At 46.3% G+C, this 13,640-nt stretch carries 9 protein-coding genes; all 9 read right to left on the bottom strand.

All coding sequences use genetic code 11. The annotated features are described in order from the left end of the window. Positions 1 to 73: 73 nt before the first annotated feature. Entirely contained in the window at positions 74 to 2,482 is a 2,409-nt protein-coding gene (locus L3V30_RS03305) for a N,N'-diacetylchitobiose phosphorylase (protein WP_237308312.1), read from the bottom strand. Between the two features lie 84 nt (positions 2,483 to 2,566). Further along, entirely contained in the window at positions 2,567 to 4,486 is a 1,920-nt protein-coding gene (locus L3V30_RS03300) for a family 20 glycosylhydrolase (protein ID WP_005494033.1), read from the bottom strand. 8 nt (positions 4,487 to 4,494) lie between these two features. After that, on the bottom strand, positions 4,495 to 5,385 hold the full coding sequence (locus L3V30_RS03295; RefSeq protein ID WP_114323607.1) for an N-acetylglucosamine kinase: 891 nt from the start codon (positions 5,383 to 5,385) through the stop codon (positions 4,495 to 4,497). Between the two features lie 2 nt (positions 5,386 to 5,387). Next, positions 5,388 to 7,127 carry a glycoside hydrolase family 9 protein gene (locus L3V30_RS03290; RefSeq protein ID WP_237308311.1) on the bottom strand — a complete coding sequence of 580 codons (1,740 nt, stop codon included), beginning with the start codon at positions 7,125 to 7,127 and terminating at the stop codon, positions 5,388 to 5,390. 63 nt (positions 7,128 to 7,190) lie between these two features. Next, positions 7,191 to 8,186, bottom strand: a complete 996-nt coding sequence (locus L3V30_RS03285) for an ABC transporter ATP-binding protein (protein ID WP_237308310.1) — start codon at positions 8,184 to 8,186, stop codon at positions 7,191 to 7,193. A gap of 48 nt (positions 8,187 to 8,234) precedes the next feature. Next, positions 8,235 to 9,218: an ABC transporter ATP-binding protein gene (locus L3V30_RS03280; RefSeq protein ID WP_005394709.1), complete on the bottom strand. Its 984-nt coding sequence runs from the start codon at positions 9,216 to 9,218 to the stop codon at positions 8,235 to 8,237. 2 nt (positions 9,219 to 9,220) lie between these two features. Then, positions 9,221 to 10,246, bottom strand: a complete 1,026-nt coding sequence (locus tag L3V30_RS03275; protein ID WP_005394707.1) for an ABC transporter permease — start codon at positions 10,244 to 10,246, stop codon at positions 9,221 to 9,223. Between the two features lie 2 nt (positions 10,247 to 10,248). Further along, on the bottom strand, positions 10,249 to 11,235 hold the full coding sequence (locus L3V30_RS03270; RefSeq protein WP_237308309.1) for an ABC transporter permease: 987 nt from the start codon (positions 11,233 to 11,235) through the stop codon (positions 10,249 to 10,251). A 170-nt stretch (positions 11,236 to 11,405) separates the two neighbouring features. Further along, positions 11,406 to 13,088 carry an ABC transporter substrate-binding protein gene (locus L3V30_RS03265; protein WP_237308308.1) on the bottom strand — a complete coding sequence of 561 codons (1,683 nt, stop codon included), beginning with the start codon at positions 13,086 to 13,088 and terminating at the stop codon, positions 11,406 to 11,408. Positions 13,089 to 13,640 lie beyond the last annotated feature (552 nt).

Here is a 13,640-nt window from a genome sequence, read left to right as displayed (position 1 = left end):
CGCCTTAAAATTTTGCTAGCGAGCCCAATGCACAAGCTAAAAAGCAAAAGTGAATTGGGACGTTTTGAAGCGATTAACCTAGTGTTACGATCACTTCGTTTACTGAACCTTCCGCTTGAACTGGTACAGAGGCACCATTTACTGCTTTACCGTTCACAGTAATCGACTTCACGCCTTTGCTTACTGAGTCTGGGTTAACGACTTTGATGTTGTACGTTGCACCTAGCCATTGGCGAGTCACTTCGAAGCCCGGCCAGTCCGTTGGGATACATGGATCGATAGTCAGACCATCGAAGCCGGTACGCACACCAAGGATAAAGTTGGTCACAGCGAAGTAAGCCCAGCCAGATGTACCTGTTAACCATGGGTGGTTTGCACGACCGTGGTCTTGGTGGTCACGACCCATAATGAACTGAACGTATGAGTATGGTTCTGCAATACGTTTTTCGATGATGTCGTTCTGGTTGTATGGGTTGAGTGCATCGTAGAATTTCATTGCACGGTCACCACGACCCAGTTTCGCTTCAGCTACCCAAGCCCATGGGTTTGGATGCGAGAAGATTGCACCGTTCTCTTTTACGCCTTGGTAAACGCGAGTTACGAAGCCGATATCATCGTTTGGCGTAGCGAATGATGGCGAGTTTAGGTGCAGGCCGTACTCAGAGAAGAGGTTCTCGTCGACCGCGTCCATTGCCTTTTCACCGCGCTCTTGAGAAACCGCGCCAGACAGAACCGCTAGCGTGTTTGACTCTAGGTGTACTCGACCTTCTGCTTGTTGTGCAGTACCGATCTTGTCGCCATTTTTCGTTAGACCACGGATATACCAGCCGCCTTCTTCGTCCCAAAGGTGTGTTTCACACGCTTCACGCACGTTTGCTGCCATCTCGGTGTATTTCTCAACGTCAGCTTCTTTGCCTAGGTATTTTGCAAGGTCGATGAACTCTTGTAGCGCCCAGAAGTGTAGGAAAGACACCATTGAAGACTCGCCGCCACCTAGGTTTAGACAGTCGTTCCAGTCGGCACGTAGACCTTTACAGATGCCCGTTTGACCCACGTATTCAGCTGAGAAGTCTAGCGCAGCTTTCATGTGGTCATACACGGTTGCATCACCGCCATCCGCGTAAGGAATCACTTCGTCGAAGAAGCTGTGCTCACCGGTTTCCATCACGTATTTACAGATGGTTGGTACTAGCCATAGGTGATCATCAGAGCAAGTGTCTTCAATACCGTGGATCTTATCTTCATCGGACGGAGTAGGAACAACCGTTGGAGACTTAGATGGTTTAACATCTGCTTTTTCAGGATCGAACCAATCAGGATCGAATAGGTGTAGGCCGTAACCTGCTTTTACTTGACCACGCAGTAGATCAACGATGCGCTTACGAGTCATTTTCGGGTTCGCGTGAGGAACGGAAATTGCGTCTTGCGCCGTATCGCGGTAACCAAGACCAGTACGACCACCCACTTCGATGAACGAAGCAAAGCGAGACCAAACCACACATGTTTCTGCTTGGTATAGCGTCCAAGCATTGATCATGGTGTCTAGGCCTTCGTTTGGCGATTTCACTTGGAACTTGCCACAACGCTCATCCCAGTGTGCTTTGATGCCAGCAAATGCATTGTCGACTTCTGCAAGGTCTTGGTACTTAGCACGTAGACGCTCACCGTTGCCTTTACCGATACCTAGAATGTAAGCAAAGCGAACTTCTTCTCCTGGTTGGATAGTAAATTGCTTGTGCAGAGAGCCACAGTGGTTGTAACACGTTTGTGCGGTGTTAAAACACTTACCTTGTTCTACTGCTAGTGGGTTTGCTTCGTCGCGGTATAGACCTAGGAAGCTATCACGTTGACCGTCGTATGAATCTGGATCAAACGTTGACGCTAGGTAGTAGAAGCCTTCGAAATCGTTAGTGTTGTAGTACAGGTCGTATTCAATCACACCTTCGTTGTATGACGTACCAGCAGAGTAGAGAGACATCTGGTGGTTTTGGTTATCTGATTGAATGTGGCTGAACGAGAACTCAACAAATGAGAATGCACTGATCGTACGCGGTTTGTCAGAGGTGTTCTTGATGACCACATCCCAAATTTCTGCATCTTCGCCTTTTGGTACAAAGAGCGTTTTGGTTGCGCTAATGCCGCTGTATTCACACTTGAATTTAGAGTACGACAAACCATGACGAACTTCGTAGTTCGCTTCGTCTAGGCTTTTGGCAACTGGTTGCCAAGAGATTGACCAGTAATCTCCCGTCTCATCATCACGTAGGTAAACGTAGTGTCCTGGGCGATCGAATGTCGCATTTGGACGGAACTTAGTAACACGGTTGTATTCTGGAGAGTTGTAGAACGAATAGCCACCTGCGTTATGCGAGATAACGGTACAGAATTTTTCTGTACCTAGGTAGTTGGTCCAAGGAGCAGGTACATCAGGGCGAGTAATGACGTATTCACGATTCTCGTTATCGAAATAGCCGTATTTCATTTGTGTATTTCCTTTTTACAAAGCTGCGTCTGCAGCCAAAATTTAAAAACTCTTCAAGCGTGATGCTTCTACATCAGCTCTGTATTACTTCCACGGTTTACGGTAATTCACTCCCTGCAAATCAAGCAGCGGTAGGTGTCCTTTCAAACGTGATAAATAGTCGGTCCAGTCTCGGTGTTGCTTGTCTGTCCAACATGCTTCTGCCATTGCGGTTAAGCGCGGGAAGACCATGTAGTCCATACGAGACTGGTTGTTGATGATTTCGCACCACAATGCTGTTTGAATGCCCCAAATGCGTTTACGTATTGGATCGTCGGCTGGCACTTCAGCGAGTGGTTCATAGTTGTAAGCTTTTTCTAGCGGCAATGGGTTAGCCCAATCCACGCCCGGTTCTTCTGGTGCGTAATCTTGGGTCATATCTAAGTAGGTGGTTTGCGCAGGTTGTAGCACCACATCGAAACCTTGGCGCGCGCAGTTCAACGCCGCTTCTTCGCTTAACCACGAATAGATCACTGTGTCTTTGCTGACTTTGTCGCCATGCTGTGCTTCTTCCCAACCCAGCATGCGCTTGCCAAGTTTGCGCAGTTTGTCTTCGGCATGACGCAAGAAGTGCCCTTGCAACTCTTTGTAGTCGCTGTAACCCAGTTGTTCCATTAGTGCTTGGCATGCAGGGCTTTTTGACCATACGCCGTTAGGTACTTCATCCGCACCGATATGAACATAAGGGGCAGGGAACAACGCGGAGACTTCTTCCAACACTTTATCGATAAACTCATAGCTCCCCGGCAGAGCTGGGTTAATGACGTTGTCGTTGTAATGCTGAATGCTGCGGTATTCGGTGGTATCTTCTGCTTCTACCAATAGGTGTGGTAACGACTTGATGGCAGCTCGGCAGTGGCCTGGTACATCGATTTCAGGGATAACAGTGATGCCTCGTTTAGAAGCAAATGCAACCACGTCTTTGATGTCTTCTTGAGTGTAAAAACCGCCGTAACGCTCAGCAAGGTGCGTGTACTGTGGCTCATTGGTTTCATCCAGCCCACGCCATGCACCAATATCGGTTAGTTGAGGCAATGATTTGATCTCAATTCGCCAACCTTCATCATCGGTAAGGTGCCAATGGAATGTATTGAACTTGTAGTGAGCCAACTGGTTGATCAAACGTTTGACTTGCTCAACGGAGTGAAAATGGCGAGCACAATCTAGCATCATACCGCGGTAACGAAAACGAGGTCGGTCTTTGATTGAACAGCAAACCACTTCCATTGAGGCTGGTTGATCGCCAACTTTGATCAGTTGCAATAACGTTGCACAAGCATGGGTAAAACCAGACGAAGAGCCTGCTTCAATTTTGATCGACTCTTCTGCTACCTTCAGCTTGTAAGCGCCTTCATCCAAGGTTGGGTTGCCTTTGAAGATGATCTGACTGCCATTGTCTGATGCGAACTCAAATTGATGAATGCGCTTAAGCTCTTCAAGTAACCACTCTTTAGCTGAATTGGCTAGGTTTGAATAAACCGCAACGCCAGCTTGATGATTAAAGCTAAAGCAGTGATCGCTGACTTCTATATGGTTTGGTTTTGGCAATAAAGGCTGCGCATGCGTCAAGCTGGAAGGGATCTCACTACGTTCACGGTACGGTGAAGCCAATACGATCGGCGTGACATCGACTTGAGCTCGCTGAAGGTTGCCGTTGACTTCAAAGTTGACCAAGGCTTCATTGAATCCATCAGAATAGTAACGGAATGGGTTCGAACCAATACTGAACTCGCAGTAAAAATGATGGTTAGCTGCCAGCACCAACCCTTCTGGTTTGAGAGTGCAATAGCTGCCAATTTGCTTGAGCTGACCATTCGAAATACTATCCGGCAGAATGTAGCGATCAAAAGCAAAAATCAGGCTCCAATTGTGGAGATCTTGATCGCTTAAATTATGAAACGTCAGTCCAAAACGGCAGTTTTGCTTTTGCTCTGATAGGACGACGAGATCAACACGATATTCCATATCTACTCCTACGCCGCATTGAGCGAGTAAAGGTTGTGTTCAGGCTTACCTGCAAACATAATTGCGCCTTCAATCGCGTCAAACTGTGGTTCAACAACCCATTGCTGAACGGGTGGCGAAAGCCAACGTAAAATACGTTCAGCAATGCTGCCCATTAAACAAATACGCGTTGCGCCGCGCTTGTTTAATGCCACGAGAAACATTTCTATATCAGCTGCAGTTTGTTTCAGCATTTCAATTGCCAGTGCATCACCTTGTTCTGCATGTTGGAAAATTGCAGGAGAAAACTGCCCATAATCACGAGGAAGCGCTTGTTTAGACCAAGCCACCACGTTATCAACGTCATTTTCGAAATGCGCCATGACGTGTTGTGCTAGAGGCGTTTTCTCTCTGATGCCATCTTCTGCTAACAAAACTTGTTGAACTAGGCGAAGCCCCATCACTGCGCCGCCACCTTGATCCGAAATCGGGAATTCGCGACCACCGACAACGTGCTGCTCCAATCCTTTAAGATAGATGCCACAAGAGCCTGTTCCTGCGATCATGATTGCGCCATCTTCGCCATTGTGTGCACCAACGCACGCGCCGTAAGCATCAGTATTAAGAGTCATACTGGCAAACGGATGAGGAAGAGACATGAAGGCTTGCCAAGATGCTTTGTGCTCAGCACCTGCAAGGGCTAAGCCGACGTGCATCGATGCGAAATCTTGTTGTGTCAGGCCGCCTTGCTCGGCAGCTGAAGTGATGGATTCAAGAATCGAAGCCATTGCAATTTCAGCGCCTAGCATTATGTTGGCGCTGCCGCTTTTGGCCTCGCCAAGAAAATTACCTTGTGAATCTTTAATCCTGGCTCGACATGACGTGCCGCCACCATCGATACCAACAAAATACATCCCCATGATTATTGTTCCTTAATATTTTTAGAGGTTGCCAACTGAGAAATATGCTGAGCTTGACTCATTATCGCGAGTAAGTACCAAGCGCCATGCGGGATCCATTGTTCGCCCCAGCGCCAGTTTTGTAACATGTCGTCTTTTTGTGCTGGTGGGTTAAATGCGATGTCTTCCTCGTCTTCAAAGCCGCCAGTGATTCCGTTACACACACCGCCTTTAGCGTTGAAGAAACCATATTGAGGAAGGTAATCAGGGTTGTTACGACCGTGGCCATCAAGCATGCACATGTCGTATGGGTTTAAGCCTACAATCCAGTTCAATGCATCTTGAGCAAACACGGAAAGTTGTTGCTGTATTTCTTGCGACGCTATATGCGGTTGAGCAAGATACGCCATGGTCGCGAGTGAGCCCAATCGAGCATTCTCGCCTTGCCACCAATAGCCGGATTCATTGTTGTGTGCGACAAAAAATGCATCGCGTTTTGACTCATTTACGCCTTTAACATACTGGCGAGGGTAACCGAATGGGTTGGTCACTTTATTCGATATTTTGATCTCAAATTCACACGCTCGGTTAACGATGCGTTTTACAGATTCTGTCTGTACGGAGTCGTCTTCAATTGATAGATATTCGCACAAGGCAATAACGGGTAGGCCAGCTTCAGCTGCGTGAAAGTATGGACGACTGCCGTCTTGGTTTGCAGACCAAAAGTGTTGAATCTGCTCGTCGCTCATTTGGCGGGCAACTAAGCGTTGTGCCCACAAACGGCTCTCTTCCAAGTAGCGAGTTTCTTTGGTGGCTTTAAACAGTTCTACACTAGCTAGTAGCGCACAGTATTCGTCGATAATGTTTTCTTCACCATCATTGAGATACTGCGTATTGTGCTCTTTTAAGTGCCAGTAACCATTTTCAGCAGCGTTGCGGTATTTCTGTTGATCGTATTCGCCGTGAACACCTAAACGCGACGCCGCGGCCAGAGCTGCGATGGCGACACCGCCACCTTGTCGAAAGCCTGCTTGGTAGTCGTCAAATTTGTGACCAAGTTGCGTTTCGTAGGCACAGATTTCTCGTTGCGCAGTATCTTTGCTCCACTTATCAAAGACCGTCATGTAGAAGAAGCCTTTTTCGTTTTGCATACGAACAAGGAAGTTTGCACCGAACAGGGCTTCTTCAATAAGACGTGTGCGTGTGAAGGCTGCAATGTCTTCGCTTCCTTCAAGCAATGAAAGCCCTTTTAGTATGTTCCAAACCACCATTGGAGTTTGTTGAGGGTTCAAATAATTAGCGTATGAAAGATGACTTAAGTACTTACTAACGTCTCCAGATGCGTCGTACCAGCCACCGTGAACATCAACTGTTTGATTGGCGTTGAGCACTGGCACTTGTCGATCTTGTTGATCGAAAACCCCACCGCAACGTTGTGATTTGAAGTAGTGGATCACATCTGACAGGGTTTGATTTAACAGAATATGTTCGCCAACAGTGAAATAAGAAGAACGCGAATCTTCCACTTGCAGGAAATAGTCGCCTGAATCTGTGAAAGATGAAAAGTCGATGAGGTAGAAATAGCCCTGATGCCAGTTCGCCACTTTACCCTGTTCTTCAACCGCAAAAGTTGCCACGGTTTGCTCGCTAGTGGCACAAATCAATTGAGCGGTGTAAGAAGACAAGTGTGGTTGTTCGGTCTGGATAATGGCTTTTTTGGGACCCAGACGTTCATAACCAATGTGGTTAGTCAGTAGCAGCATTCAATGTCTCCGGGAAACGATAAAAACAGGAATGGGCCAGGCTGAACCTGACCCTCGTTATGATTAATCTTCAAATAAGTAACAGCGGACAAAGTGGTTGTCGGACAGTTGAGTGACGCCCGGTAGTCTTTCGCGACATTTGTCGGTAGCGTGTACACAACGTCCTGCAAATGGACAGCCGACAGATTCTGGTGTCCAAAGTGGGATTTCCCCTTTGTTGCCTTTCAGCTTCTCGTGAATAGACTTCGATGGATCTGGAACCGCAGATACCAACAGTTGCGTATATGGGTGTTGAGGATCGTGAATGATTTCTTCAGTATCGCCCCATTCAACCATGTGACCTACGTACATGACCGCGAGATCTTCAGCAATGTAACGCGCCGTTGCGATGTCGTGAGTGATGTAAAGCAGAGACATTTGTTTCTCGAACTTCATCTCTTCCATCAAGTTAAGAACACCTGCACGAATTGATACGTCCAGCATTGATGTTGGCTCATCTGCCAATACCACTTCTGCACCTACAGCGATATTACGAGCTAGGTTTACACGTTGACGCTGGCCGCCAGACAGCTGATGTGGGAACTTTTGTGCGGTTTCTTTTGGCGGAATCAGACCAACTTGTTCTAGTAGGTCATACACACGCTCTTCCAGTTCCTTTTTGTTGCCTGGTGCAATCTTTTTATGGATTAGCAACGGGCGAGCAATGTGGTGAAAGATATTGTGTGTAGGGTTTAGTGAGCCAAATGGGTCCTGCCATACCATTTGTACGCCTTCACGGTATGTCATCAAGTCATGTCGAGAGGTAATATCTTGGATATCACGACCTCTGTATTCGATTACACCCTCGGTAGGTGCGTACATTTTTGCAATCATTTTAGCGGTAGTAGATTTACCAGAGCCTGATTCACCTACTACTGACAAACCGCGGCTCTTGTACATCTTGAATGACACGTCGTTGATCGCGCGCATTTTTGACTGCTTGATTGAGTTACTATTTAACGGGAAGTCCTTAACGACATGTTTACCCTCAATCAGCAGTTCGCCGAGTTGTTTGCTCATAATTCTCTCCAGTGTAATTTTGTTCTTAGCTAGCGTTATTTTTTGTTGTTAAACCTTAGCTTGAGCAATCGTGTCGCCGTATAAGTGGCAATTTGAAAAACGACCAGGTTCAATTTGACGCAGCTGAGTTGGTACTCGTGTACAAGCTTCGTGGACGCGGTCGCAGCGAGCTTGGAAGCGGCAGCCTTGAGGAATCTCTAATAGGTTCAAAGGGTTGCCTGGAATACCAGTTAATTTGGTTTTAGGACCAGTTAGTGGAGGGAAAGAGCTACCCAAACCTTTGGTGTAAGGGTGGTAAGGACTTTCCAGAATTTGCTTAGAAGGGGCAACTTCAATCAACTCACCGGAGTACATAATGCCGATTCGATCCGAGAACTCGACCATGAGTGACAAGTCGTGGGTAATGAAAAGGATCGAGAAGCCGAACTCTTCTTTCAGTGCATAGATTTTTTGTAAGATTTCACGCTGAACCACAACATCGAGTGCCGTCGTTGGCTCATCCATGATGATCATCTTTGGATTGAGAGCCAGAGCAATCGCAATGACTAAGCGCTGGCGCATACCACCAGAAAATTGGTGTGGGTAGTCATTCAAGCGGCTTGGATGAATATCAACGATTTCCAACAATCCTTCGGCGCGCTTTTTCGCTTGTTCACGTGTCATGTTGGTGTGGCGCATGATGACATCGCAAAACTGCTCTTCCATCGTAAGCACCGGATTTAATGCGTTCATTGCACTTTGGAACACCATCGACATCTCGCTCCAGCGGAATGATTGCATACGTTCATCGCTGTACTTAATGATGTCTTCACCGTTGAAGATGACCTCACCACCAGTGATGAATGCTGGCGGCTTATGAAGACGCATGAGCGAGAAAGCAACTGTGGATTTACCACAGCCAGATTCACCAGCCAGGCCAAAGACTTCTCCAGGCGCAATGTCAAAACTAACGTTGTTACAGGCGCGGACATCACCCGCATCTGTGATGTAATCTACGCATAGGTTACGGATAGAAATTAGTGGTGCAGTCATGATTATTTATCTCCGCTCCATAGTGCATTTTGTGGTGCCATTTCAGGCGCGCGCTCTTTCTTGTCTTTCTCTGCCAGTTTCTTCCAGCGTTTCATGCCTTTGTGAGAACGAAGCTGTGGGTTAGCAATTTCATCAACGGCAAAGTTAAGTAGAGCAAGACCGGTCACCAAAAGAGTTAAGGCGATACAAGGTGCTAAGACTTCCCACCATGCGCCAATCAACATTGCTGATGAGGTTTGCACGTTGTAGAGCATGATGCCCCAACTGATGGTGTTGGCATCGCCCAGGCCCAAGAACGAGATTACAGCCTCAGTATTGATAGCGAGCATTACTGAGCCGATGAAGCTTGCACCGACAATCGGGATTAGGTTTGGTAAAATTTCAACGAAGATGATGCGGAATGAAGACTCGCCCAATACTTCAGCGGCTTTCACAAACTCTTTCTCGCGCAGAGCCATGGTTTGAGAACGGACAACACGTGCGCCCCACGCCCAAGAGGTACCAGCGATAATCAAGGCAATGGTGAGTGGACCTGCTTCGCCAATAAAGGCTGCCAGTACAAAGAGTAATGGGTATTGAGGGATTACCAGCATGATGTTCATCGCTGCACTCAATATGTCATCCACTTTGCCGCCGAAGTAACCTGCCGAGATACCAATGACCGTCGCTAGGAAACATACGATGATGCCAGCACCAAAGCCGACACCTAGCGATACGCGAGCACCGTAAGCCACTTGTGACCAAATATCACGACCCATACGTGAAGTTCCCAGAACGTGATCAGCCTTTTTCGACATAATCAGCGTACGACGATCATCTGCTAGATTTTTAGCTACCCAGCCATCAGGATTATTTTGCGCTTGTTTTACGACAAAGCTAGGGTATTCGTGTGGATTACCGGTTCGCTTGTCTGGCGCATGTTTCGTAAGTAAAGGAGCTGCGATCGCAACGAATACGAATACGGTAACAATACCAAGACCGATTCGAGCGAATGAGTTACCTAAAATAAGTTTGAATAGTTCTTTCATGATTATTTGCCTCCCGTACGTAGGCGAGGGTCTAGAATCATGTACAGCATGTCAGCCATTAAGTTGAAGCACAGCATGAACATCGTCATGATAATTAACTGACCTTGAAGTACTTGGTAGTCACGAGCGTGAATTGCGTTAAGTAGCACGGTGCCTAAACCTGGGTAGTTGAAAATCATCTCGATGATCAATTGACCACCAATGGCCATACCCAAAGACATAGATAGCGCGGTTACACTTGGAAGTAGCGCGTTACGTGCGGCGTAATTGAAGACGACACGGTTCTCGCTCAGCCCTTTGCCTTTCGCCATCGTGATGTAGTCTTCGGCGAGAAGGTTGATCATGTTGTTACGCATATTGACGAGGAAGCCGCCGATCTGAACGATGGTTGCACAGAATAGAGGGAGTACAGCGTGGTAACCCAGGTTCTTGATGAACTCCCAGCTTGTCCAATCAGGAATAGTACCTGGCGTGTAAGCATAGCCAGATGGGAACCATTTCAGGCCAATCGCAAAGGTAAACAGCGCTAACATTGCGATAACCATTTGTGGAATAGCTTGAATGATCAATGTACCAGGCGTTACGAATGCATCGTACTTACTACCGCGCTTCCAGGCGGCAAAAATACCAAGGACAGAAGCGATGGAGAAAGAAAGTACAACCGCAGTACCAGCTAGAAATAGTGACCAGCCAAATGCGCTACCTAGTAAAGAATTAACTGAAAGTGGGTAGAACTGGATTGATGTCCCTAGCTCCCAACTTAGAATGTTTTTAATGTACGAAAAGTACTGAATGTAAATCGGCCCATCAACGAAACCGAGCAGTTCTTTCATTGCTGCGATTCGTTCTGGCGTCACCTGTACAGAAGCATTAGCAAACATCATGGTGACTGGGTCACCAGGCATTGCTCGCGGAATAATAAAGTTTAACGTCGCTGCAACTAAGAGCGCGACAAGATAGAACGACAAACGTCTTAAAAAATAACCCATAACTCACACCTTACTCACCCAGATTTTTTCCCTGTTTCTGGTTTCAGGTCGCTCCTAGCGAAATTTAGAGCGAAAAATCCCCTGACGACGAGCGCCACATATTGGTTTCGTTAACAAGGGATTTTTATAGGCGGCACACGGGATGTATGCCGCTTGAAATGAACTTCTACTTATTTAACTGGTTTTAGGTCCAGTACGTGAAGTAGACGCTCTGGGATACCAGCCCAAATGTTTGGACGGCCCTTAGGATTTTCTTCGTTCCACCAACCAGTGAAGCGAGTTGTGTTGTATTGATACATGTACGCGCCAGATAGCACAGGAATGGTTACTTGGTCCTGAGCAATGATCTTCTGGATACCATGAGCGATTTCTAGCTGTTCTTGCTTATCAGCGGTTTTGTAGAAGCTGTTAAGAAGACCATCTAACTTATCGTTTTTGTAGAAGTGCATTGCAAAGCGAGGCATACCGTCACCAGACTGTAGCTTCGAGTTGTAGCCGCTGTCCCAGTACAAGTGTGGATCCGCACCGTGGAAGTAGTTGGTGTAAGCAACGTCGTATGTACCTTCTAGCATTGCTTGGTTGTATACCGAGAAATCTGGAGTACGAGCACGTGCTTTAATGCCTACTTCTGCTAGTTGCTCAACAGCTAGTTGTACAGTGTTGTTAAAGTCAGTCCAACCGTTTGGCGATTGAATGAGAAGCTCGAAAGACTTGCCTGATGGTGTATCTACAAAGCCATCTTTGTTTACATCTTTGAAGCCTGCTTTAGCAAGAAGCTTTTTCGCACCTTCGGCGTTGTATGTGTTGTAACCTTTGTACTTGTTGTGCGTCTCTTCGTCAGACCAAGCTTCGAATGCGTAGCCTAGACCTGAAGCGAAGTCATTTACTGTACCGCCACCGTAGAATGCAATGTCGATAATCGTTTGACGGTCTAGCGCCATAGAGAACGCACGACGGAAGTCAACGTTAGTAAGTGCTTCGTTTTTAGCCGCGTCTGGGTTTTTGAAGTTCACTACAAACGCTTGAGTACCCGCTGGTGGGTACCAGTAGTGGTGATTCGGACTTGCTGCAGCGTAAGTGCGGTCGATGTCTGGTACGAATGAAGACGTCCAGTCCATTTCACCGTTAACGATTTTGCCCAAGAATTGGTCGTTGTTCGCGATTTGTGGCACTCGTAGACAGTCTACATCTAGGTTATCAGCATCCCAGTAATTAGGGTTCTCACACTGAATGTATAGTTGCGGTGTAAAAGTGTCGATTTCGGTAAATGGACCACTACCTACTGGATTTTCGTTTGTGAATGTTGCTGGATCTTTCACTTTGCTCCATACGTGCTTAGGTACAACTGGTACTTTCGCAATTTCGTAAGGAACGTTTGAGTTTGCTTCGCTTAGACGGAATTTAACTTTGTAGTCGTTAACTTTCTCTACGCCAGTAACCCAAGAGTTGATACCAGACTGGTCTAGCTCTGGTTTCTCTTTAACTAGGTTGAAAGAATAAATTACGTCATCAGCGGTAAACGCTTTGCCGTCAGACCATTTTACGCCCTTACGAATATCGAAGGTCACGCTCATTAGGTCATCAGCCATGGTAAAGTTTTCTGCTAGACGAAATACTGGCGTGTTACCGTGCATTTCGTTAAAAACAACGAGCGGCTCGTAAATAAAGTCGGTTGTTGTGTGCAGGTTAGTTGCACCCAAGAAAGGGTTAAAGTTACGAACGAAAGTTGTAAACTCTTTAGGGTGGATAGTCAGTTCACTGCGTTCAGCCGCAGTAGCTACCGATGCAAAACCTGTAGTAGCCGTTGCAATAATTGCTGTTGCTAGTGCTGTTTTTTTAATATTGGCAAGCATAGCTGTTCCTTACTATTTGCTTTCATTTCACTAAATGGAATTGAATGTCATCAATTGATAAACACTCTCCAAGACCTACCTCTTGTTTATGCATTACTCATTACAACATTGAGTTTCGCCAAGAGTGGCCTGTAGGCCTTAGGCAGGAGTAAGAAAACACTTTATCCATAAAATAATCAAACTCGATTCTCGTTAAAAACGTTAAAATATCGTCACTCTCCGTTATAAACGTTATTTTGGCTAATTTTGACTAGAGATAGACCAAAAAATAAACGTTGATATGCGTCGCAGTTTATATCCTTGTTAATAGTGAGTGTTAGTAATTGCTAACCTATAATCTATTTAAAATAAAAGCCTTATGATTCTCTTCCTAGTTCGGAGATCTCGCTCACATGCAGAAAATGTGTTAATTAATTAGCTAAAAATTAATCTGCCGTTCTGTTGTGATTGAGTTCGCAATCTCTGTCAATTGTTGGTTAAAAACCGTTTGTTATCTGAAAAATAGTCTCTTTTATCGACAGTTTTCTCTCATTTATTGCTCTTTTTTTATTG

Source organism: Vibrio sp. A1-1, from assembly GCF_021728175.1.
GTDB classification, from domain to species: domain Bacteria; phylum Pseudomonadota; class Gammaproteobacteria; order Enterobacterales; family Vibrionaceae; genus Vibrio; species Vibrio diabolicus.
Note: the sequence above shows the minus strand (reverse complement) of the source record. Positions and strands in the feature narration are given on the sequence as shown.

Bases quoted from the DNA above. Each gene is read 5' to 3' on its own strand.
- L3V30_RS03275 (WP_005394707.1), bottom strand. From the start codon at position 10,246: ATGAAAGAACTATTCAAACTTATTTTAGGTAACTCATTCGCTCGAATC.
- L3V30_RS03300 (WP_005494033.1), bottom strand. From the start codon at position 4,486: ATGGAATATCGTGTTGATCTCGTCGTCCTATCAGAGCAAAAGCAAAAC.
- L3V30_RS03285 (WP_237308310.1), bottom strand. From the start codon at position 8,186: ATGAGCAAACAACTCGGCGAACTGCTGATTGAGGGTAAACATGTCGTT.
- L3V30_RS03265 (WP_237308308.1), bottom strand. From the start codon at position 13,088: ATGCTTGCCAATATTAAAAAAACAGCACTAGCAACAGCAATTATTGCA.
- L3V30_RS03290 (WP_237308311.1), bottom strand. From the start codon at position 7,127: ATGCTGCTACTGACTAACCACATTGGTTATGAACGTCTGGGTCCCAAA.
- L3V30_RS03270 (WP_237308309.1), bottom strand. From the start codon at position 11,235: ATGGGTTATTTTTTAAGACGTTTGTCGTTCTATCTTGTCGCGCTCTTA.
- L3V30_RS03280 (WP_005394709.1), bottom strand. From the start codon at position 9,218: ATGACTGCACCACTAATTTCTATCCGTAACCTATGCGTAGATTACATC.
- L3V30_RS03295 (WP_114323607.1), bottom strand. From the start codon at position 5,385: ATGGGGATGTATTTTGTTGGTATCGATGGTGGCGGCACGTCATGTCGA.
- L3V30_RS03305 (WP_237308312.1), bottom strand. From the start codon at position 2,482: ATGAAATACGGCTATTTCGATAACGAGAATCGTGAATACGTCATTACT.